The sequence below is a fragment of the Rhodococcus sp. BS-15 genome (assembly GCF_000813105.1).
Taxonomy (GTDB): domain Bacteria; phylum Actinomycetota; class Actinomycetes; order Mycobacteriales; family Mycobacteriaceae; genus Rhodococcoides.
In genome coordinates, this window is the sequence record NZ_BAOX01000046.1 from 1 (window position 1) to 24,059 (window position 24,059).

General features: G+C 63.9%; 10 protein-coding genes and 4 pseudogenes. 1 reads left to right on the forward strand and 13 read right to left on the reverse strand.

Annotated elements, in window-relative coordinates; all coding sequences use genetic code 11:
• Positions 1-56: 56 nt before the first annotated feature.
• A pseudogene (locus RHBS_RS08390) lies at positions 57-4,012 on the reverse strand (DNA-directed RNA polymerase subunit beta').
• A gap of 96 nt (positions 4,013-4,108) precedes the next feature.
• Positions 4,109-7,614: pseudogene (gene rpoB, locus RHBS_RS08395) on the reverse strand (DNA-directed RNA polymerase subunit beta).
• 626 nt (positions 7,615-8,240) lie between these two features.
• Between rpoB and RHBS_RS08400 the strand changes: the two are divergent.
• A complete protein-coding gene (locus RHBS_RS08400) occupies positions 8,241-10,442 on the forward strand; it encodes an MMPL family transporter (RefSeq protein ID WP_048316152.1) in 2,202 nt (733 codons plus the stop codon).
• Here the strand turns inward: RHBS_RS08400 and RHBS_RS08405 are convergent.
• The 11 genes and pseudogenes from RHBS_RS08405 to RHBS_RS08455 form a co-directional block, all read right to left on the reverse strand.
• Positions 10,436-12,919 (reverse strand): aminotransferase class III-fold pyridoxal phosphate-dependent enzyme, encoded by a 2,484-nt coding sequence (locus RHBS_RS08405; RefSeq protein WP_237669101.1) that lies wholly within the window; start codon positions 12,917-12,919, stop codon positions 10,436-10,438. The genes RHBS_RS08400 and RHBS_RS08405 overlap by 7 nt on opposite strands.
• A 314-nt stretch (positions 12,920-13,233) precedes the next feature.
• Entirely contained in the window at positions 13,234-13,611 is a 378-nt protein-coding gene (locus tag RHBS_RS08410) for a hypothetical protein (RefSeq protein ID WP_128645344.1), read from the reverse strand.
• A 609-nt stretch (positions 13,612-14,220) separates the two neighbouring features.
• Positions 14,221-14,970, reverse strand: a complete 750-nt coding sequence (locus RHBS_RS08415; RefSeq protein ID WP_027498218.1) for a hypothetical protein — start codon at positions 14,968-14,970, stop codon at positions 14,221-14,223.
• Between the two features lie 84 nt (positions 14,971-15,054).
• Positions 15,055-16,302: an MCE family protein gene (locus RHBS_RS08420; protein WP_027498219.1), complete on the reverse strand. Its 1,248-nt coding sequence runs from the start codon at positions 16,300-16,302 to the stop codon at positions 15,055-15,057.
• On the reverse strand, positions 16,299-17,567 hold the full coding sequence (locus tag RHBS_RS08425) for an MCE family protein (protein WP_027498220.1): 1,269 nt from the start codon (positions 17,565-17,567) through the stop codon (positions 16,299-16,301). The genes RHBS_RS08420 and RHBS_RS08425 overlap by 4 nt, the downstream gene beginning before the upstream one ends.
• A gap of 29 nt (positions 17,568-17,596) precedes the next feature.
• Complete coding sequence (locus RHBS_RS08430) at positions 17,597-18,880, reverse strand: MCE family protein (protein WP_027498221.1); 1,284 nt, start codon at positions 18,878-18,880, stop codon at positions 17,597-17,599.
• Positions 18,880-19,877, reverse strand: a pseudogene (locus tag RHBS_RS08435) (MCE family protein). Before RHBS_RS08435 ends, RHBS_RS08430 begins: the two are co-directional and overlap by 1 nt.
• A complete protein-coding gene (locus tag RHBS_RS08440) occupies positions 19,874-20,941 on the reverse strand; it encodes an MCE family protein (RefSeq protein ID WP_027498222.1) in 1,068 nt (355 codons plus the stop codon). The pseudogene RHBS_RS08435 and the gene RHBS_RS08440 overlap by 4 nt, the downstream one beginning before the upstream one ends.
• Positions 20,938-22,292, reverse strand: a pseudogene (locus RHBS_RS08445) (MCE family protein). Before RHBS_RS08445 ends, RHBS_RS08440 begins: the two are co-directional and overlap by 4 nt.
• Positions 22,289-23,149 (reverse strand): ABC transporter permease, encoded by an 861-nt coding sequence (locus tag RHBS_RS08450; protein WP_027498223.1) that lies wholly within the window; start codon positions 23,147-23,149, stop codon positions 22,289-22,291. The pseudogene RHBS_RS08445 and the gene RHBS_RS08450 overlap by 4 nt, the downstream one beginning before the upstream one ends.
• Before the next feature lie 5 nt (positions 23,150-23,154).
• Positions 23,155-23,949, reverse strand: coding sequence for an ABC transporter permease (locus RHBS_RS08455; RefSeq protein WP_027498224.1), 795 nt, complete (start codon positions 23,947-23,949; stop codon positions 23,155-23,157).
• Between the last annotated feature and the right edge of the window lie 110 nt (positions 23,950-24,059).

Here is a 24,059-nt window from a genome sequence, read left to right on the forward strand (position 1 = left end):
GTGAGTGGAACTTCGTAGTGGGCTACGAAGTTCCATGCACGTGCGACGGAGTCGCTCTAGCGGTATTCGTTGGAGAAACCGTAGTCGTCGAGCGGCACTGCAGCGCCGGTTCCCTGGCCGAAGCCGTCCGGGCTGTAGTACTGATCGTCGTACGACGGCACCGCGTATGCCGCGGCACGTGCCTCTTCGGTCGGCTGCACCGTGATGTTCCGGTACCGGTTGATGCCGGTACCAGCCGGGATGAGCTTACCGATGATGACGTTCTCCTTGAGACCTATGAGCTTGTCGCTACGGCAGTTGATCGCCGCGTCGGTAAGCACACGAGTGGTCTCCTGGAAGGACGCTGCCGACAGCCACGAGTCGGTGGCCAGCGACGCCTTGGTGATGCCCATCAGGACCGGACGTCCGGCTGCGGGCTCGCCGCCCTCGGAGACGACGCGACGGTTGCTCGACTCGAATTCGCTGCGCTCGGTCAGTGAACCGGGCAGGAATTCGGTGGAGCCGCTGTCGATGATCGTCACGCGACGGAGCATCTGGCGCACGATGGTCTCGATGTGCTTGTCGTGAATCGACACACCCTGCGACCGGTACACCTCCTGGACCTCGTTGACGAGGTGGATCTGCACCTGACGGGGACCCATCACACGCAGGACCTCGTGCGGATCGGCAGCACCTTCCATGAGCTGCTGGCCGACCTCGACGTGGTCACCGTCCGCCAGGAGGCGCTCGGTGCCGTCGTCGTGCTTGAAGACGCGCAGACGCTGACGCTTGGAGAGCTTGTCGTAGACAACCTCTTCGCCGCCGTCGTCCGGGACGATGGTGATCTTGTAGAAACGATCGCCGTCCTCGAGCTGAATGCGTCCCGACACGTCCGCGATCGGAGCCTTGCCCTTCGGCACACGTGCCTCGAACAGCTCCTGCACGCGAGGCAGACCACCGGTGATGTCATCTCCGGCGACACCACCCTGGTGGAAGGTACGCATGGTCAGCTGGGTTCCGGGCTCACCGATGGACTGTGCGGCAACGATACCGACGGCCTCACCGATGTCGACCAGCTTGCCGGTGGCCATCGAGCGGCCGTAGCAGGTGGCGCAGACGCCGGTTCCCGTGGTGCAGGTGAGCACCGAGCGAACCTTGACCGACGTGATGCCCGCTGCGAGCAACGCGTCGATGGCCGGGTCACCGAGATCGTGTCCGCGAGCGACGATGACCGTGCCGTTCTCGTCGACAGCGTCGTTCGCCAAGGTGCGGGCGTACGTGCTGGTCTCGACGTGAGCGTCGCGGATCATCTTGCCGTCGGCCATCTTCTCGGCGATCGTCGTGACGATGCCGCGCTCGGTGCCACAGTCGGTTTCCCGAACGATGACATCCTGCGAGACGTCGACCAGACGACGCGTCAGGTAGCCCGAGTCGGCGGTACGAAGCGCCGTGTCGGCCAGACCCTTACGAGCACCGTGCGTGTTGATGAAGTACTCGAGGACCGTCAGGCCTTCCTTGAAGGAAGACTTGATCGGACGCGGGATGAACTCACCCTTCGGGTTCGTCACCAAGCCCTTCATGCCGGCGAGCGAGCGAACCTGAGTCATGTTTCCGGCTGCGCCGGACTTCACGATCATCGGGATCGGGTTGTCGTCGGGGAAGTGCGCCTCCATGGCCTTACCGACCTGCTCGGTCGCGTCCTGCCAGATCTTGACCAGTGCGGAGTTGCGCTCGACCTTGTCGAGTGCGCCACGCTGGTACTTCTTCTCGATCTGATCGGCCTGGGCCTCGAAGGTCTCCATGATCTGCGGCTTCTCCGGCGGCACGAGCACGTCGGAGATCGAGATGGTGACACCCGAACGCGTGGCCCAGTAGAAGCCTGCGTCCTTGAGCTTGTCGACGGTCTGCGCGACGACGATCATCGGGTAACGCTCGGCGAGATCGTTGATGATGGTCGACTGACGCTTCTTCGGCATCTGCTCGTTGACGAACGGGTAGTCCGCCGGAAGCAGCTCGTTGAAGAGCACGCGTCCCAGAGTGGTCTGCGCGGTCCATGCCTCGCCGCGGTTCCAGCCGTTCGGGAACAGCTCGTTCTCGACGTCACGCGGCGGGCGCTGCGTGGTGAGACGAACCCGAATCTGCGACTGAACCGTCAGCGATCCACGATCGACGGCCATCTGAGCCTCGGCCGGGGAGGAGTACGCCCCGAACTCGGCCTGGTCGGTCTTGGCGTCGGAACGCTCACCGACAGCACCGGCGTCGAGACGCGTCAGGTGGTACAGACCCGTCACCATGTCCAGACGCGGCATGGCGAGCGGACGGCCCGATGCCGGCGAGAGGATGTTGTTCGAGGACAGCATCAGCACGCGTGCCTCGGCCTGAGCCTCGGCGGACAGCGGGAGGTGGACAGCCATCTGGTCACCGTCGAAGTCGGCGTTGAACGCCTCACACACGAGCGGGTGCAGCTGGATGGCCTTGCCCTCGACGAGCTGCGGCTCGAACGCCTGGATGCCCAACCGGTGCAGGGTGGGTGCACGGTTCAGCAGCACGGGGTGCTCGGCGATGACCTCTTCGAGAACGTCCCACACCTGCGGACGCTGACGCTCGACCATGCGCTTGGCCGACTTGATGTTCTGCGCGTGGTTCAGATCCACCAGACGCTTCATCACGAACGGCTTGAACAGCTCGAGTGCCATCAGCTTCGGCAGACCACACTGGTGCAGCTTGAGCTGCGGGCCGACGACGATGACCGAACGGCCCGAGTAGTCGACGCGCTTGCCGAGGAGGTTCTGACGGAAACGACCCTGCTTGCCCTTGAGCAAGTCCGAGAGCGACTTGAGCGGACGGTTACCCGGTCCGGTGACCGGACGTCCACGACGGCCGTTGTCGAACAGGGCGTCGACCGACTCCTGCAGCATCCGCTTCTCGTTGTTGACGATGATCTCGGGAGCACCGAGATCGATCAGACGCTTGAGGCGATTGTTGCGGTTGATGACACGGCGGTACAGGTCGTTGAGGTCGGACGTCGCGAAACGTCCACCGTCGAGCTGAACCATCGGACGAAGCTCCGGCGGGATGACCGGGACGGCGTCGAGAACCATGCCCATCGGCGAGTTACGGCCGGCCTGGAATGCAGCAACGACCTTCAGACGCTTGAGCGCACGCAGCTTCTTCTGGCCCTTGCCGCTACGGATGGTCTCGCGAAGAGATTCCGCCTCGGCGTCGATGTCGAAGGTCTGCATGAGCTTCTGGATCGACTCGGCACCCATGGCACCGGTGAAGTACTCGCCGTACCGGTCGATGAGCTCGCGGTAGATGAGCTCGTCGACGATGAGCTGCTTGGGAGCGAGCTTGGTGAACGTGGTCCAGATCTCTTCGAGACGATCGAGCTCACGCTGCGCACGGTCACGGAGCTGACGCATCTCGCGCTCGCCGCCGTCCTTGACCTTGCGGCGCACGTCGGACTTGGCACCCTCGGCTTCGAGCTCGGCGATGTCGGCTTCGAGCTTCTGCGCACGAGCCTCGAGATCGGCGTCGCGCTGATCTGCGACGGCCTTCTTCTCGACCTCCATCTCGGCCTCCAGCGTCGAGAGCTCGTTGTGACGGAGCTCGTCGTCGACCGTGGTGATGACGTAGGCAGCGAAGTAGATGATCTTCTCGAGATCCTTCGGAGCCAGGTCGAGCAGGTAGCCCAGACGCGACGGCACACCCTTGAAGTACCAGATGTGCGTGACGGGAGCCGCCAGTTCGATGTGGCCCATGCGCTCACGACGCACCTTGCGCGAGTGACCTCGACGCCACAGCGCTCACAGATGATGCCTTTGAAGCGGACGCGCTTGTACTTGCCGCAGTAGCACTCCCAGTCCCGGGTGGGGCCGAAGATCTTCTCGCAGAAGAGGCCGTCCTTCTCGGGCTTGAGCGTGCGGTAGTTGATGGTCTCCGGCTTCTTGACCTCGCCGTAGGACCACTGACGGATGTCGTCCGCAGTGGCAAGGCCAATGCGAAGTTCATCGAAGAAGTTGACGTCGAGCACGTAACTTCCTTTCCCCGTTATGGGTGTTGTGCTGGAAGAGCAAATGAGAAGAACGCCTGCCGGATCCGCACTGGGCGGATCCGGCAGACCACAGAACTACTGAGCGAGGTCGTCGACCGTGGCAGCTTCGTTGCGGGAGAGGTTGATTCCCAGGTTGGCTGCGGCACGCTCGAGGTCTTCGTCGTCACCGTCGGCCATCGTGATGGCTGCGCCGTCCGAGGACAGCACCTCCACGTTGAGGCACAGCGACTGGAGCTCCTTGAGGAGCACCTTGAAGGACTCGGGGATACCCGGCTCCGGGATGTTCTCGCCCTTGACGATCGCCTCGTACACCTTCACGCGGCCGACAACGTCGTCCGACTTGATGGTGAGAAGCTCCTGCAGCGTGTACGCGGCGCCGTAGGCCTGCATGGCCCAGCACTCCATCTCACCGAAGCGCTGTCCACCGAACTGCGCCTTACCGCCGAGGGGCTGCTGCGTGATCATCGAGTACGGCCCGGTCGAACGAGCGTGGATCTTGTCGTCGACCAAGTGGTGCAGCTTGATGATGTACATGTAGCCCACCGACACCGGGTACGGGAACGGCTCGCCGGAGCGGCCGTCGAACAACGTGGCCTTTCCGTCGGAGCCGACCATCTGCTCGCCGTCGCGGTTGGGAATCGTGCTCTCCAGCAGGCCGGCGAGCTGATTCTCCTTGGCACCGTCGAACACCGGGGTGGCGATGTTGCTGTCGGCCGGAGCCGCCAGCATCTCCTCGGGCAGACGCTCGGCCCAATCGGGCTTGCTGCCGTCCGCGGCGATCTGCACGTTCCAACCGGTCTTGCCGATCCAACCCAGGTGGGTTTCGAGGACCTGCCCGATGTTCATACGACGCGGAACACCGTGGGTGTTGAGGATGATGTCGATCGGGGTGCCGTCGGGCAGGAACGGCATGTCCTCCTGCGGGAGGATCTTGCCGATGACGCCCTTGTTGCCGTGGCGGCCGGCGAGCTTGTCGCCGTCCTGGATCTTGCGCTTCTGAGCCACGTAGACGCGGACCAACTCGTTGACGCCGGGAGCAGATCGTCGTCGTCGTCGCGCGAGAAGACGCGGATGCCGATGACCTTTCCGTTCTCGCCGTGCGGAACCTTGAGCGAGGTGTCGCGAACTTCGCGAGCCTTCTCACCGAAGATGGCGCGCAGCAGGCGCTCTTCGGGGGTCAGCTCGGTCTCGCCCTTGGGCGTGACCTTTCCGACCAGCACGTCGCCGTCACGAACCTCGGCACCGATACGGATGATGCCGCGCTCGTCGAGGTCAGCGAGGACCTCGTCGGAGACGTTCGGGATGTCGCGAGTGATCTCCTCGGCACCGAGCTTGGTGTCGCGAGCATCGATCTCGTGCTCCTCGATGTGGATCGAGGTGAGAACGTCCTCTTCCACGAGGCGCTGCGACAGGATGATCGCGTCCTCGTAGTTGTGGCCCTCCCACGGCATGATCGCCAGCAGCAGGTTCTTGCCGAGTGCCATCTCACCGTTCTCGGTGCAGGGGCCGTCGGCGAGGACCTGGCCGGACTCGACGCGCTGTCCCTCGTCCACGATCGGACGCTGGTTGGCGCACGTGCCCTGGTTGGAACGCGCGAACTTGCGCATCCGGTAGGTCTTGCGCGATCCGTCGTCGGCCATGACCGTGACGTAATCGGCGGAGACCTCTTCGACGACACCGGTCTTCTCGGTGATGACGACGTCACCGGCGTCGACAGCTGCACGCAGCTCCATGCCGGTACCGACGATCGGAGCCTCGCTGCGCACCAGCGGGACGGCCTGACGCTGCATGTTCGCGCCCATCAGGGCACGGTTGGCATCGTCGTGCTCGAGGAACGGAATCATCGCGGTCGCGACGGAGACCATCTGTCGCGGCGAGACGTCCATGTAATCGATGTCGTCGGACGAGACGAACTCGACCTCTCCACCCTTACGACGGACGAGAATCTTGTCCTCGACGAAGTGACCCGAATCGTCGACCGGAGAGTTCGCCTGCGCGAGCGTGTGGCGATCCTCCTCGTCGGCGGTCAGGTAATCGACGTCGTCGGTGACCTTGCCGTCGACGACCTTGCGGTACGGGGTCTCGATGAAGCCGAACGGATTGACGCGTGCGTACACCGAGAGCGATCCGATCAGGCCGATGTTCGGGCCTTCCGGGGTCTCGATGGGGCACATGCGGCCGTAGTGCGACGGGTGAACGTCGCGGACCTCGAGGCCGGCGCGCTCACGAGAGAGACCGCCGGGTCCCAGTGCCGACAGGCGACGCTTGTGCGTCAGACCCGACAACGGGTTGTTCTGGTCCATGAACTGCGATAGCTGGGAGGTTCCGAAGAACTCCTTGATCGCAGCGACGACGGGACGGATGTTGATCAGGGTCTGCGGCGTGATCGCCTCGACGTCCTGAGTCGTCATACGTTCGCGCACGACGCGCTCCATGCGGGACAGGCCCACGCGGATCTGGTTCTGGATGAGCTCGCCGACGGTACGCAGACGACGGTTGCCGAAGTGGTCGATGTCGTCGACCTCGACCGGAACCTCGACGCCGTCGGGTGCGGTCATCGAGGTCTCACCTGCGTGCAGACGCACCAGGTACTCGATGGTCGCAACGATGTCTTCCTCGGTGAGGGTCGACGCCACGATGGGCTGGCCCGAGTTGAGGCCGAGCTTCTTGTTGATCTTGTAGCGACCCACGCGAGCGAGGTCGTAGCGCTTGTCCTTGAAGAACAGGTTCTCCAGCAGGGTCTGCGCCGACTCCTTGGTCGGCGGCTCGCCCGGACGCAGCTTGCGGTAGATGTCGAGGAGAGCCTCGTCGGTACCGGCGGTGTTGTCCTTCTCCAGCGTGGCCATGAGGATCTCGGAGAAGCCGAAGCGCTCCGTGATCTGCTCGGTGGACCAGCCGAGAGCCTTCAGCAGCACCGTGACGGGTTGGCGACGCTTGCGGTCGATACGCACACCGACGGTGTCGCGCTTGTCGACGTCGAACTCGAGCCAAGCACCGCGGCCGGGGATGACCTTGACGCTGTGCAGGTCCTTCTCGGTGGTCTTGTCGATCGAGTGATCGAAGTAGACGCCCGGAGAACGCACCAGCTGCGAGACGACGACACGCTCGGTGCCGTTGATGATGAAGGTGCCCTTGTCGGTCATCATCGGGAAATCACCCATGAAGACCGTCTGGCTCTTGATCTCGCCGGTGTTGTTGTTGATGAACTCGGCCGTGACGAACAGCGGAGCTGCGTACGTCATGTCCTTGTCCTTGCACTCATCGGTCGAGGCCTTGACCTCGTCGAATCGTGGGTCGGAGAAGGAAAGCGACATCGAGCCCGAGAAGTCCTCGATCGGAGAGAGCTCGGTCAGGATGTCCTCGAGTCCGCCGGAGACACCACTGTCTCCGCGGGCGGCGGCACGGTCGCGCCAACTCTGCGCACCTACCAGCCATTCGAACGAATCCGTCTGTACATCGAGGAGACCGGGTACCTCCAACGGCTCGCGAATGTTCGCGAACGAAACCCTCCTCGGGGCTCCCGGTGTTCCGACAACTGCCTTGGTCTGGCTAGAGACTGCCAAGATGCGTCCTTCCAGCACCTCACGCGGGTCGCGCCGTTCCGTCGACTGACAGGACCTGTCAGCTGACACGACATGGCGACCGCCGCTGTATCTGTTTGCTATATGTGGGGCGAATTTCGGCTGGTCGCAACCAGACCGAATCCCCATCACAGCGGCCCGAAAACGTGCTTTCGGGTAACAGCGATCGAGAGGTGGACAGGAGGCAGCCAGCGCAACGTCCAAAGGTACCCCAAATGTGCGCACAGCGCAACGGGGGCATCAAAAGTAGCACCCGAGGTCCGTTCGCGCGCCGAGTCGGCAGCAGCGTGTCGGCCTTCCTCGCCGAGGCCCGAACGAACAGCAACGGTGACAGAAGACTGTGGCTGACGACCGGCAACGGTCGGTCACCACGGGGGTGCTCCTTCACGACAAGAGTGACCCCTGCGCCTTCCTTCGTCAAGAGGTCCGCGGGAATCCGCTGCCGCTATGGCAATCGGCCGCTGCTTCTGATTGTATTTCTTCTGTCGCAACCGGGGGCGGCGTCGTTCTGTCATCGGACGTGCTGTGTGACAGATCTTCCTCTGTGCCACAGACAGATTCACGGAGCACTCACATCACGTCTCGCGGGGGGACAACATGGTCACGGTGGTAAAAATCGGCGCTGCATGCAGGTGTCGAGCCCTCGGCAGCCCCGCGTGAGCAGGGGTTCGCCCGTCGTCGAGTTCGTCATCGCCCGTGCGCGCTGGGTCCTCGCTGCCGTGGTGGCAACCGTCCTGCTCGCCGGAACCTGGGGCCTGGGCGTCGTCGACGAACTCAGCATCGGTGGCTACAGCGATCCCGGGAGCGAGTCGGCGAAAATCGACGCACTCGTCGAATCCCGGTTCGGTCGCGACGTTCCGGACATCGCGGTGATCTACACCCCGACGGACGGGCGGACGGTCGACGGGATCAGGGACGCGGTGGCGGCAAGCCTGGCCGGAATCGACGCGGGTGTACTGGCCCGCGACCCCGTCACCTACTGGACGGTGCCCGACGCCTTTGCTCCCGGACTTCGATCGTCGGACGGCAACTCTGCCCTCGCGGTGCTGACTCTGACCGGCGACGAGGATCGGCGCGTCAAGTCCTACCAGGACCTGCGTGAGAAGTTGACGATCGATGGCGCGGACGTGCAGCTCGGTGGATTCTCGGCCGTCTTCGACGCGTACAACGAGCAAGCGCGGGCAGATCTGGTGCGAGCCGAGATCATCACCTTCCCGATTCTGCTGGTCCTGCTCCTGATCGTGTTCGGCGGACTCGTCGCCGCAGGAACTCCGCTGGTGATCGGCGGACTGAGCGTGCTGGCCTCCCTGGCCGTGCTGCGAGCGGTGAACAGCGTCTCCGAGGTGTCGGTGTTCGCGACCAACATTGCATCCCTCGTCGGACTCGGAATGGCCGTCGACTACAGCCTGTTCGTGATCACGCGGTTTCGCGAGGAGCTGCGCAACGGGCACGGAACGGTGGATGCGGTACGCTGCACGATGTCCACCGCCGGCCGAACCGTGGCGTTCTCGGCACTGCTGCTGATCTGTGCATTCATCGGCATGCTCATCTTCCCGCAGGCAATGATTCGCTCACTGGGCATCGGCGGCATGGCAGCGGTGGCCGTCGCCGCCGTGATCTCGCTGACCGCGTTGCCCGCCGCACTCGCCCTCCTCGGCCCCCGCATCGATTCGCTGAGCTGGCGCACTGGTGCGATCGACCGCGGCGAGGCACGGGCGCAGAGGTTCTGGGGCACAGTCGCAGACCGCGTGATGCGCAGGCCCGTCCTCGTGGCCGTTGCCATCATCGGCGTGCTGGCCGTCCTCTGCGCACCCATCTCCGGAGTAGCTCTGGGCGACCTCGACCACACGGGTCTGCCGGCGGACTCACCCGCCCGGATCGCCACGCAGAAGCTGATCACCGAATTCACCCTCGCCAACAGCAGCGTCACCGTCGTCGTCGAATCGGTCACCGACCAACCGCCGAGCCCTGCCGCGGTCTCCGAAGTCACCGCTGCAGTCGGCCGCGTGGACGGAGTCACGGCCGCGTTTCCCAGTGGCAGCACCGACAATCTGACCGTGGTCGATGCCATCATGAACTCGGCCGATCGCACCCCCGCTGCACTCGCGACACTGGATGCGATTCGATCGATCCCCGCTCCTGCCGGGACGACGCTCGGCGTAGGCGGCAGCACCGCGCAGAGCGAGGACGGCATCGACGCGATCTACTCCACCATTCCCTGGATGCTGGCCATCATGGTGCTGGCCACATTCACGATGACGACACTGGCCTTTCGTTCGATCGTGCTCAGCCTCAAGGCAATTGCCATGGCGATGGTCAGCCTGGCGGCCACTTTCGGTGTGCTCACCTGGATCTTTCACGACGGCTACGGTGCCGGGCCGATCGGCGTCACTGCCGGCCCTCTACAGTCCACGATGAGCATCCTCGTCATGGCGGTGGTGTTCGGCCTGTCCACCGACTACGAGATCTTTCTGCTTTCACGCATCGTGGAGGCCCACGACAACGGAGCCGGCACCAGAGAGGCAGTCCGCCTCGGGGCCGCTCACACCGGACGCATCGTGACGGCCGCAGCGCTGCTGCTCATCACCGTCACCGCGTTCTTCTCGTTGTCCGAACTGTCGATGATGCGACTGGTGGGTATCGGCATCATCGTCGGTCTCGTCATCGACGCCACCATCGTGCGGATGATGCTCGTGCCCGCCCTCGTCGCGCTGATGGGAAACGCGAACTGGTGGTTGCATCCCACCCCGACACGACCGACTGGGACTGGGCGGGACGGGGCCGGGGTTCCCGAACTCCCGGGAACCCCGGCCCCCGCCGACTACTGACTACCTTCGCGCCACCGAGTGGCCTCGGCGAGCGCGAACCCATGGACGTCGGCCAGCTCACCCAATCGTTCGACGCTGTCACCGTCGAGAGTGGTGCCGATGCTGCGGAGGTCGAACTCACCCGACAGGGCGATCAACATCGTCTCCGCCATGCAGGCATACGTCAGACCCGGAGCCAACCCGTAGGTCAACCCGAAATCCGAACCCGACGGCACCCTGACGATGCCGCCGTCGAACACCGTCACGTCCGGCCGCTCACCGCGCACGTCTCGGCCGATGTTCGGCGGCTGCGCAACATCGCAGACGATGGCACCCTCCATCAGGTCCGTCGGATCGATCAACGCATGCGGCGCCGATGTGGCTGCGATAACGATCAACGAATCCTGCACCGCAGCAACGGGATCGGTGAAGAACTCGAGGTGCCGCGACTTGATCAGATCATCCATGTCGCCGTTCATCTCGTGTGCAGCAACGGCAAGATTCCCCGTGCCGGACCCGCCCGTCGCACTCGCCACCATCTCCTGCGCGGCCGCCCACAACTTCGGCGCGACGACCGTGCTCTCACCCCGCCGACCGACCAGGGCGATACTGCCGACCTCGCCGGCCAACTGCTTGCCGATGGTCCGACCGATGGCCCCGGCAGCACCGAGAATCGTCACTCGGGCCTGCGCTACGTCGATTCCGCGTTCCCGGCACACGCGTCGAACAGCCCGCAGACTCGCTGCGGCGGTGAACGTGTTGCCGGTGGTGATCGGACGCGACCTCGCGCCGAGGCCCAATCCATTACCGGTGATGACCGACGAATAGCCGCCCAACCCGACGACCGTCGCACCGCGCGAGATCGCGAGTTCGACGGCGCCGCCCACCACGCGCAGCGCCTGCTCGGTCGGCAAGTGCAGCAATTGTTCCGAGGTGTAGGGCAACCCGATCAGGTCGCCGTGTGCCTTGGCGTCCCCTCCCCCGACGACCCGGCCACTGCCGATGACGAACGACGCAGGGTCGAGCTCGGATGTCGACGCAGCGAACCTCTCGAGCAGATCCTGTCGCTCGCCATGATGGAAGACGTCGAGCGCCGGGTCGAAGGCGGCGAAGAACTCCAGATTCAAGGGGTGCGCGATGAACGCGAACCGCCGATCGGTGCGACGAACGGCGATATCGGGGATGCGGCCCGGGCGGAGCGCAGCGAGCGACGGTGGGGTACCGACGGTCGGACGGCCCAGAAGGTGCCCGAACAATCCGTCCATGTCCCCCATCGCCGCGTAACCCAGCGCACGGTCGAGTGCTGCAATCAGCCGCGAGCACTGCACCGCCGACACAGTCAACGGCGGTTCGATCCGAATCACCCTGTTACCGAACAGAGTCGGAGCCACCCGGATTCCCTCGACGTCGAGCAGGTACGAACAGATGACCGCCGTCAGGTTGTGTTGCTGCGCAATCGAACCCAGTAGCGACTGACGTCCCACGAAGTTCACGTCGGCGGTGAGCTCGATGCCGAGCAGGAGCCCGCGACCACGAACACCGGTGACCACGGACGGATACTTCTCGGCCAACGCATTCAGATCCTTCGACAATTGCCGGCCGAGCACGGCAGCGTTCGTCACCACTGCGCCGTCGTCCCGGGTCAACTCGTCGATCACCGCGATGCCCACCCGAGCCGCCAACGCGTTGCCCGCAAACGTCGACGTGTGGCGCAGCGCAAAGCTCTCGTCTACCAACTTCGGTGCACACAACACCGCACCCACCGGCACGATCCCGCCACCGAGCGCTTTCGCGACGGTCAGAATGTCGGGCACCACCCCCTCGTGTTCCGACGCGAACATCCGGCCGGTCCGGCCGAGTCCCGTCTGCACCTCGTCGAGCGCCATCAGCACTCCGTGCCGATCACAGATCTCCCGCACTCGCCGCAGATAACCGTCGGGCGGACACACCACTCCGCCTTCACCCTGAATCGGCTCCACCAGGAACACCGCGTAATGGCCCGGCGCTGCCGACAGGGCCGCGTCGAGCGCGCCCGAATCACCGAACTCGATGTGATCGAAACCCTCGACCGGTGCGCCGAACCCGGCCTGATACTTGACGCTTCCGGTCGCAGACAGTGCTCCGAGCGTCTTGCCATGGAAACTGTTCCCGGTGGTCAACACGCCCAACCGTCCGGTATGCGACCGCGCGATCTTGAGCGCCACCTCCGTAGCCTCGGTACCGCTGTTGACGAACGTCGTTCGCGTCAACCCGTGAGGTGCGATGCGCCCCAACCGATCCGCCAGTTCCCCTGCCGCCGTCAATACCGAGGGCTGCACGAAAATTGGCTCCCCACTGCACCGAACATCATTGATCGCCTGCCAGATCGGCGTAGGTCCGTGCCCGAACGGCAGTGCGCCGTACGCCCCCGCGAAGTCCAGATAGCGCCGGCCGGAGGCGTCGAACAGGACTGTTCCGTCGCCGCGCACGTACTCGCGATCCAAATTCAGGGCCGACAACAATCGGTACAGTTCGGGATTGACGTTCTCGGCGAAGCCGACCGACCGGACCTCGATTCCAGCACGGACAATTCGATAGTTGTGTCAGTCATGACCAGCATGCTCCGTATTCATCGGATCCATCCCTGGCTGTCGAGCGTCGAAATGGTTGTCCCGAACAACCAGGGCTCGTCACAAGCCAGGACGCAATCGCGATATTAATCCCGTCGTGCACCGGCGACAGATGAGCGACGAACGCACGAAAAAGCCCCATCCGCGCAGCTTACTGCGTCGAACGGGGCCGATCCGAAAAGCGGGGCCAGCGAATCCCGGTACTACTGGTCGTCGATTGCCGACAGCTTCCAGGTGCCGTCGACCTTTTCCATGTTGACCGTCAACGGGCCCTCGGCACTACCCGAAGCAACGCCGTTCTGTGTGGCGCTGATGTTCACATTGGCGATCAGCTCGGCACTGCCGTCCTCCAACCGCGAGACGCCGATGTCGGTCACCATGGCCTCGGTTCCTGTCATCGTCTGCACCACAGCAGATTTGGTGGTGTCGGCGGTGGAGTTGAACTCGTCGAGCATCGACTGATTGAGGACCGCACGGGCGGCATCGAAATCGGCATCGATCGTCTCGGCCTTGTACGTGTAGAGAGTCTGAAGCGCATCGGTCGCGGCAGAGGTGACTTCCTGAGTGGCTGCAGAATCCACCCAGGCTGCATTGTCAATCGTTGCGAATGGCTTGAACGACGCCACAGCAGCGAAGGCACCGAGCACCACGCAACGGCCGCGACGACAAACACGTGCTTGTAGCCGATTCCCGACATCGACCTGCTTTGCGTGGTATCCGCAGAATTCGCGTCGGACGCTCCGGACTCGATGAGAGCAGGCTCCGAGTCGGCCTTGCCGGTTGCGGTCTCGCCTGCGGCCGGCGTGTCGGTTGCGGTGTCGTCGACGGCGGGCTTGTCGGTTGCGGCCTCGTCGACAGCGGTCTTACCGCTGCCTGCCTTGCCGGTACCGGACTTCTCGAGCGAGGGTTTCGCAGCGGAGGACTCGTCGGCGACAGGCGTGCTCGATGCCGGTGTGGTGGGCGCGGGTGTGGTGGGCGCAGGAGTGGTGGGCGCAGCGCTGTCGGTTGCATCCGAACCCTTCACGGCGCTCGAATCCGCGTCGGGCGCTGCCGACTTCCCGGCTCCGGCGACCTTGCGACGGACTTTGCTGGTGGTCGTGGGTGGAACGATCTTGCGACGCTGGGGAGGCACTACAGAACTCCTTCGAAACTCACTGCACTACAGACGGAAACGACACTGCCGGGCAACGTCAGTTACCGCCGGAATCCGGCTGTGGAGCCGGCGTTGCTTCCGCGCTGGGGGTGCCCGCATTCGGGTCTGCCGCATTCGGATCTGCAGCATTGGGGTCTGCCGCATTCGGATCTGCAGCATTGGGGTCTGCCGCATTCGGGTCGGTAGCACCAGGCTCCGTCGGGATGACGGGGTTGGTGTTCGGGTTGTCCAGCGAGATCCGTGAACCGATCGGGTCGACCTTGTTGGTCTTCCACACCCCGTCGATCTCTTCCATGGCCAATCGCATCGTCAGCTTGCTCCGCTCGACGCGATCGGGCCAGGTGGTCGTCGTCGCGATGACAACGAGCGCCTCGGCGGTGTTCTCGTCGGTACTGAGCTCGGTGATCGCTGCGTGCAGAACCTCTGCCTCACTCTTGGCACCGGACTGACGAACCTGGTCGGTAATGCCCGACCGCGTCTGCTCGAGGTCGTTGAGCATCAGGTCGCCGGTGATGGACGACTTCATGTTGTCGAACGACTGATCGATGGTGGCCGCGTCGACCGTGTTGAGGTTGACGGCCGCTTGCTGAGCGCCGGTGAGAGCCGCGTCGCGGGTGTCCGCCATGGGCTTCTGGCTGAACAACGCCTTGCCCCAGCCGTAACCGAAGAACACTGCCGCTGCGAGCGCAACCACGGCGATCACGGTCACGACCGCAAGCAGAATCTTCGCTGTCTTGTTCTGCCCCGGAGTCGCTGGGGACTCCGGGGCTTCGGTGCTCGAGTTCACACTTTCCACCCTACTACTCGGTAATATCTGGCCGAACCGCTCTCGGCCCGACGATAGTGCTGAGCAGCAGTTTCTCCGATTTCACTACTTCGGCGTGACGCCGATCAGCGGTGCCAACTGGGTGGCGATCGGGTTGAGGTTCAACTTCTCGGGATCGACCTTGGGCTTGAGGTCCCACGGCTGCGGCACATCCGGATCGGCGAACACGATGCGGTTCGCACTACGAACGCCCGTCACGCTGCCCTGAGGTGTGGCGCAGTTCGCGTCGAGGTTCAGCGGGTAATTCTCCCGAGTCGGATCGAAGTTCGGGTTCTTGCGCTTCTCCTCGTCGAGGATCGCCTGGCTGCCCTCGTAGCCCACCGTGCACGGGGGCGGGTTGTTGGTCTCGAGCAACAGGCCCTGATGGATCGTGCCGTCGTCCGGGACGATGGTGGAGATGCCGGCACCGAGGGCAGGCAGGAACGTCAGGAACGGACGAAGCGCGAAGTACCGGGGTTCGGCCTGCGCAGCAACAAGTGCCAGGTTGTTGATATCGGTCGTCAGAGCCGGACCGGCATCGGTGATGAGACCACCGAGCTGATCGCCCGCCGCTGTGCCGGTGTCGATCAGGCGACGGATGTCCGGATCGCTGGACTTCAACTGAGCCGTCACCTCATCCAAGCTGGTGCTGAACTGCCGAATCAGATCCGACTGCTCGGACTGCGTGTTCAGCACCGGCACCGCGTCGCGCACCAGCGCGAGCGTCTGCGGCAGCGCCTCGTTGCCTGCCTCCGAGATGTTCCCGAGCGAATCGACGAGAGACGCAAGATCCGTGCCCTTTCCGTCGAACGCCACACCGAGCTCGTTGACGACTCGCGTCAACGTATCCAGCGGTACCGACCGAACCAGCGTGTTCGTGTTGGCGAGAACCTGTTCCACCGGCACGGGTGTGGTGGTGTCGGCCTCCGCGATCTGCGAACCGTCGACCAGGAACGGGCCCTGGTCGGTCTCGGGTTGCAGGTCGACGTACTGCTCACCGATGGCCGACCTGTTGGCCACGACGGCCTTGGTGTCGGCAGGGATGTCCGGGCCGCCGTCGTCGAGCATGAGCGCGACTCGGATCCCGTCTTCCGTCAGTTCCAGATCTCCGACGGTTCCCACCGGGACACCTCGGTAGGTGACCTCGGCGTTGGAGAAGATGCCACCGGAATCGGCGAGGTTCAGATCGACCTGGTACTGCCCGAAGCCGAGCATGTTGTCAAGTCGCACGTACTTGGCACCGACATAGACCGACCCCAGTACGGCGACCACGACGAAGAGGACCAATTGAATGCGAACCAGTCTCGATCTCACTGTCCAACTCCGAATCGCTCGAGCAGATCGTTCAACGGTGCGAACGGATCGGCCGGTGCGGGCGCGGCGGCCGCCGCTGCCTGCTCGTTCGCAGGTGCACCCGGACCGGGAACCGGTGACGGGATGATCGGCGGCAACGGCAGCAGCGAGATCGTCGGCCAACCCGGGCGCGGTCCGTTGCCGTTGTAGTACGGATTCGACGGGTCGACGACGGGCAGCGTGTTGCCGTACTTGGGCTGGATGTAGACCGGATCGCCCTCCCCGACGCCGAAGTTGCGCAACGCAGTTCCGATCGACAGGTCGAGCGAAAGGAACAGGTTCGCCGAGTTGCCCTCGATGATTTTCTCGGTGCCGTCCGCGAACGGCAGGGTGGGGATCACCGCGAGCGAGCTCACCACGTCGTCCGCCGAATCGGCCAGGGCCTGGAGCGTGGGGCGTAGTGCCCGCAGGTCCGCGATGAGATCGTCCTTGGAACGGTCGATCACGTCGGTGCCGACGGCTCCGAGACGGTCGAGCGCTCCGAGCATCTCGGTCAGCTGCGGGCGCTGCTGCTCGAGAACCTCGGTGGCGATCGGCAAATCCTTCAGCACTGCGTCGATCTTGTCGGTCTGCGTGTTGACGCGGCCGCTGAGAGTGTCCAGCCCGTCGATGGCGCGGGTGATGTCGTCACGCTGCTGGTTGAGGCCGTCGATGAGGGTGTTCGCTTGCTGCAGAAGCTCTTTGGTTCTGCCTTCGCGACCGTCGAACGCCGTGCTCAGTTCCTTGACGATCGGCGAGAGCTGCCCGACACCGCCGCCGTTGAGCAGCAGCGAGAGCGCACCGAGTACCTGTTCGATATCGGTGGCATGGCGGGTGCGATCGAGCGGGATCGTGGCCCCGTCCTGCAGACGCGCTGCTTCCTCGTCGCCAGGAGGTGCCGAGAGCTGCACGAACTTCTCGCCCAACAGGTTGGTCTGTTGCACCGATGCGATCGCGTTGGCCGGAAGGTCGACGTCGGAATTCAAGATGACGTTGACGTCGGCGGTCCAGCCGTCGTTCGGGACCGTTATCGAGTCGACGCGGCCGACCGAGACGCCGTCGACCTTCACGGTCGACTGCGGGACGAGGTCCAGTACGTCGTCGAACTGCACCGTCAGGTTCAACGGGTTCTCACCGACGTCGGCACCGCCGGGCAGCGGTATCGCGTAGATGCCGGCCGACGAGCATGCTCCGGCCGACAGCGCCACCACGCACGCACCGGCTCCGACCACCAAAGAACGCTTCACTCGAGCTCGATTCCGATTCACAGAGGCTCTCACTGTCCCCCACCTCCGATGTACGACTGCTCCAGTCCGGGCATCGAGCTGTTTCCGAGCCTGGGCGAGACGACGCCAGGCACGGTGCCCGGCACGGACACGTTCTGCTCGATGTCGTTGGTGAGAACGCCGAACGGCAGCACGATCCGGTTCTGGTCTTTGATCGGGGCCTGGATCATCGTGGTGATGTTGGAGCACTGATCGATGATCGGCTGAATCTGCGCACCGAGTGCTTCGAAGCGCGGATCACCGGGAACCAGCTTTCCGAGATCGATGAGCTGACACAGGGTGCCGAGCGGATCCTGGGTCTCGTTCTGGAGATTGGCGCGCGTGGCGAGCGTTCCCGACTCGGCGTCGTAGGCGTTTACCAGGTTGCTGATGGCCAGCGGCAGCAACGTGAGCGTTTGCACCAGCTGCTCGCGGTTGTCGGCGAGTGTCTGCGTCGGAACCGTGAGACCGTTCGCGGCATCGGTCAGTTGGGTCCGGTTGTCCGCGACGAACGTCGCCACGTCGCCGAGCGAGACCGACAGCTGTTGGAGTGCAGCTCCGAGGTCCTCTCGCTGCCCCGACAGGAAACCGGTCAGGTCGGCCAACTGGGTGTTGAAGTTGCGTACCTGCTGATCGTTGACGGCCAAGGCGCTGACGAACGTCTGCAGGTTCTTGATCGTGTCGAACACGTCGGTGCGCGAGTCACTCAACGTTCGACCGGCGGCCGAGAGCTGGGTGATGCTGTTGCCCAACGCTTCACCGTTGCCGTCGAGGTTGGCTGCACCGGTGTTGACCAGATCTGTGAGAGCGCCGTCCTTGTTCGCGCCGTCCGGACCGAGGGCGGTGGACAGGTCGTCGATGGACTTGTACAGCTCGTCGACCTCGACGGGTGTTGCGGTGCGATCGCGACCGATCGTCGCGCCGTCGGCCATGGTGTCGCCGCCGGTGTAGGCGGGTGAAACCTGGACGTAGCGGTCGGCGACGAGCGACGGGGTGACCTGCACGGCCTTTGCGTCCACAGGAATGTCGACCCCACGGTCGACGCGGAGGACGACCTCCACGTCTTCGCCTTGCGGCGTCACGGAGTCGACCGTACCGACCTTGACGCCAAGCACGCGCACCTCCGAGCCGGAATAGATGCCGATCGACTTGTCGAAGTAGGCGGTGATCTTGGTCGTTCCGGCCCTGGTGAACAGCCACCAGCCGGCGACCGCGAGGACGAGCGCCACGGTCACGACGACGGCGATCAGCGCGAGCTTGTTCTTGCTTCTCGGTGCTGTCTGCGTGTCTGTCATCAGTTCCCCGCCAACGTATCGAGCGAGGGCTGGCGGTAACCAGGTATCAACGGAACTCCGGGCGGTGTGAGGTTTGCCAGCGTGATGTCTATCCACCGGCCGTTGCCGGTCAGATTCGTGTACAGCCGAATGAACGGTTCGTACAGCTTCAGCGCACGGTCGAGGTTGTCGTTGTTGCGCTGCAGGATCTCGATGGTGCCGTTGAGCTGCTGCAACATCGGTTGATGGTGGCCTCGTTGTCGCGAACCAGGCCGGTCAGCTCTTGCGACACTCGCTGAGTGCCGGTGAGCAGCTGCGAGATGGCCTGCTGCCGATTGTTGAGCTCTTCGAGAAGCGGGCCCGCGTCGGTGATCAGTTGGTTGAACTGCTCGTTGCGGTCGGCCAGCACCTTCGAGGTCTCGCCGGTGGCCTCGAACAGCTTCTTCAGTTCCTCGTCACGGCTGGCCACGGTCTGCGATAACCGAGTCACACCGTCGAGCGAGGCACGGATGTTCGCAGGCGTCTCGGAGAACGCCTCGGACAGGGTCCGCATGCTCGTCGCCAGCTGATCGGTGTCGATGTCGCTGATGGTCGAGGCCGCAGCGGAGAACGCGTCGATCACGTCGTACGGGGACGTGGTGCGCTCGAGCGGAATCGGGTCCTTGGGGCTCAACGTCTCCGGACCGCTCGGGTCGAGCGCCAGATATTTCTGCCCCAGCACAGTCTTGATGGCGATGGCCGCTCGCGACTCGTTGCCGACCCAGGCGTCCTTGACCGTGAAGTCCACGAGCACCCGGTCGCCGTCGAGACGCACATCGGTGACCTTGCCGACCTTCACGCCCGCGATACGGACCTCGTTGGGCGGCTTGAGCCCTGCTGCCTCGCTGAACTCGGCGGTGTACACCGAACCCGCACCGATGATCGGGAGCCGGTCGAGAAAGAAGACCGACATCGTGGCGAGCAGGATGATTGCGATACCTAGCGCACCGATGGTGGCCGGACTACGACGAGATTTCATTGCTTGATCCCCCCAGCTTTGCAACGCGCTGCGGAGTTCGTGTACAGCGGCTGGTTGACGGTCGGCAGCCCGGTCGGCAGATTCAGATTCGGCGAACTACCCGGTCCGGCGACGATGTCGATACCGCACAGATAGAAGGTGAACCAGGATCCCTGCTGGGCCGTGCGAATGAGCTTCTCGAGTTTGACGGGCAGAATTCCGAGGACCGTGTCCACGTCGTCGCTTCGTCGGTTGACTGTCTCGGCCAACGTGTTCAACGCAGTCACCGAACCCTGGATCGACGGCCTGGTCGGCTCGAGCAGGTCGGCGGTCGCGTTGGTCAGGCCGGCGAGCGACGTCACGGCGGAGCCGACGACACCACGGTCGGCCGACAGGCCCGAGACGAGCTGCTGCGTGTTGACGATCAGGCTGTCGAGCTGCCCGTCGTTCTGGTTCACCGTCTCCAACACGTTGTTCAGATTGGTGATGACCTGCCCGATGACCTGATCCTTGTCGGCGACGGTGTTGGTCAGGGTCGCCGTATTGGTGACCAGTTCGTTGATGGTGCCCGACTCCCCCTGGAACACCTGAATGATCTGGTACGACAGCTTGTTGACGTCATCGGAGCTGAGCGTGGTGAACAGCGGGCGGAAGCCGTCGAAGAGCGTGGTCAGGTTCACCGCAGGCTTGGTCCGCTCCAACGGAATGGTGGCACCGTCGGTGATCTTCCGACCCTGATCTCCCGAACCCTGCTCGATGGCGATGTAGCGCTGGCCCACCAGGTTCCGGAATCGGATGGTCGCCGTCGAACTGGCCGGGAGCCAATCACGACTGCTCAGAGTGAAGTCCACCTTGGCTTCGCGCTCGTTGGCGATCTCGATCTTGTCGACCTGGCCGACACGAACGCCCGCGATACGAATCTCGTCGCCCTCGTTGAGAGACGTGACGTCCGTGAACACAGCCGAGAACTTGGTGCCGCCGCCGCCGCTGGAATTGGCGATGGTGAAGGCAAGGGTGGCCGTAGCAATGATCGTAATCACGGCGAACACGACCAACTTGATGATCGGCGCGAGAAGGCCTCTCATGGCACGGTCACCTCCACTCCTCTCAGTGCCGGTGCGCCGATAGCGGCCGCCCACGACGGAATACTGTCCGGTGCAACACCACTCGCCTGTCCGTAGATCACGGCCAGAGTGTCGCGCTCGAAGTCGGAGCCCTCGTAGCTCGCCGGCTGCGCGGATGCGGAGACGGCGGGAACGATGGAACTCTGGGCAGACTTCGGTGGTCCCTGTCCTTCGATCACCTGCGGGCCCGGGTTCCGGGTCGGCACCTGGTAGGAACCGTCGTTGATCGAGCCTCCCGGATACTGCGGGAAGAACTCCCCCGGCGCCGCGGGCTCGAAACAGGTGGCTCCGCGATCGTCGAACAAGCGCGGCTCGTCCTGGTTCGGCAAGTAACGACCTTCGGGTTGACGAACGGTGCGGAGACGTTGATGCCGGGGTACTCGTCGCCCTCACCGAGTACGACTTTTCCGCGCCTGGCACCTTCGGCGAAATAAGTGAACGTGCAGCCGAACGTCGGGGAGAACTCGGCCAGCAGCTCGAGCGCTTCCCGAGAGTTCGCGGCCAATCCGATCAGGTTCTCGGAGTTGGTCTGTAGAAAGTCCGCAGTGGTGTACGACGCCGAGGTCAGGGAGCCGTACAGCCTGTCGAGGCTGGACTGCCGCTCGACCACGGTGTTGCCCGTCGTCCGCAAGTTGTCCAGCGCCGAGACCAAGTCCGGTGCCGCGTCTGCGTAGGTCTGCGAGAAGTCGGCCAGCCCGACCAACGTCTGCTGGATGTTCGGCAACTCCGTGTTCAGACCCGACACGATGTTCGTCAGGTTGTCGATGGTCTGGCCCAGTTGCTCACCGCGCCCGCTGAGGCCCTGCGCCAACGACCCGAGGGTGTTCGCCAGATCCTGTGGCGGAATCGCCTGCAGCAGTGGAAGCAAGCCGTCGAGCAACTGCCCGACCTCGATGGCGTTTCCGCTGGTGTCCTGTTTGAGGACCGTGCCCTCGGAGATCGGCGACGCCGCATCGTTCTCGGGCACGATCAACGAGACGTAGCGCTCACCGAACAGTGTCTTGGGAAGCAACCGTGCCGTCACGTTCGACGGAATCAGCGGTGCCTTGTCCGGATCGATGGCGAGCTGCGAGGTCACGACGCCGTCGACGGTGGACGCCGAGCGCACCTCGCCGACGATCATTCCGCGCACCTTGACATCCGCGTTCATCGGCAGCGCGTTGCCGACCGAGTCGGTTTCGAGGCTGACTTTCACCACATCTTTGAACGTCTTGTTGTAGGACGTGATGCTCCACCCCAGGAACAGGATGAGCACCAGGAAGAACGCCAAACCGAGGAGTACTCGCTTCAGTCGCGACGGCGAGTCGATCATCCCGCAACCCTCACTGTGGTGGTCGTGCCCCAGATGGCGAGGCTCAAGAAGAAGTCCAGTACGGCGATCGTGACGATCGCGGTACGAACGGCACGGCCCACTGCGACGCCGACACCGGCAGGTCCGCCAGAGGCGTGGTAGCCGTAATAGCAGTGGATCATGATCAGGACGAAGGCGAATATCAGCACCTTCAAGAACGAATACAACACGTCTTCCGGAGGTAGGAAGAGGTTGAAGTAGTGGTCGTAGGACCCCGTGGACTGCCCGTTGAAAATGGTGCTGATCCCTCGGGATGCGACGTACGACGCCAACAGCCCGACGATGTACAGCGGGATGACGGCCACGAAGCCTGCGATCATGCGGGTGGTCACGAGGAACGGCACGCTGGGTACGGCCATCACCTCGAGCGCGTCGATCTCCTCGGAGATTCGCATGGCACCGAGCTGGGCGGTGAAACCACAGCCGACGGTGGCCGAGAGTGCCAGTCCTGCGACAATCGGCGCGATCTCACGGGTGTTGACGTACGCGGACAGGAATCCGGTGAGCACGGAGCTACCGAGCTGTTCGAGGGCTGCATAGCCCTGTAGACCGACGACGATGCCGGTGAAGCCGGACATCATCACGATCACGCCGATGGTCCCACCGATGACGGCGAGCGCACCGCTGCCGAAGGTGACCTCCGCCAGCAGGCGGAGCACCTCCTTCTTGTAATGCACTGCGGTCTTGGGAATCCACCCGATGGCCCGCAGGTAGAACGACATTTGCTCGCCTGCGCGGTCGAGCACGTTGAGCGGGGCGTTGCCGACGCGCTTGACGCGCATCAGCGTGCGGTCACCGCGACCTCTTGCGATCGTCATCGCGGTTACGCTCCCTTCGCTGGGACGACCTGGAGATAGACCAGGGTCAGGATGAGGTTGGCGAAGAAGAGCAGCAGGAACGTGATGACAACCGTCTGGTTCACTGCCTCGCCGACGCCCTTGGGTCCGGGGTTGGGATTGAGGCCCTTGTAGGAGGCGATGATGCCCGCGATGAGTCCGAAGATTGCTGCTTTCGCCTCGGCGACATACAGATCCGGCAGCTGGGCCAAAAACGAGAACGACGCCAGATATGCACCGGGGGTGCCGCCCTGAAGGATCACGTTGAAGAAGTAACCGCCGGCGATGCCGACGACCGAGACCAGGCCGTTGAGCAAAAGTGCGACGAGGATCATCGCGAGCACTCGGGGAACGACGAGACGATGTACCGGGTCGATACCCAGCACTCGCATGGCGTCGATCTCCTCGCGGATGGTGCGCGAGCCGAGGTCTGCAGTCACAGCAGAACCGGCAGCGCCGGCCACCAGCAGTGCGGTCACGATCGGACTGCCCTGCTGGATGACCGCGAGCACGCTGGCCGCACCCGTGAACGACTCGGCACCGAGCTGCTTGATGAGCGATCCGGTCTGCAGCGCCACGACCGCGCCGAACGGAATGGCGACGAGCGCCGTCGGCAGAATCGTGACGCTGGCGATGAACCAGGCCTGCTCGATGAACTCGCGGAACTGGAACGGCCTACGGAAGGTGTTGCGAACCACCTCGACGAACAGTTCGACGATATTGCCGGCTTGTGTCAGGGCGGCGCTCGCCGGAGCGAACGTGGACTTCTTCGATCCCCCCATGTCTGCTATTGACCCCGACCTTGTGTTGGAGCTTGGTAGCCCTGCTGATCATGACCTTGCCCGCTGTAACTCTGCTGGTCGTAACCCTGCTGGTCGTAACCCTGGTGGTC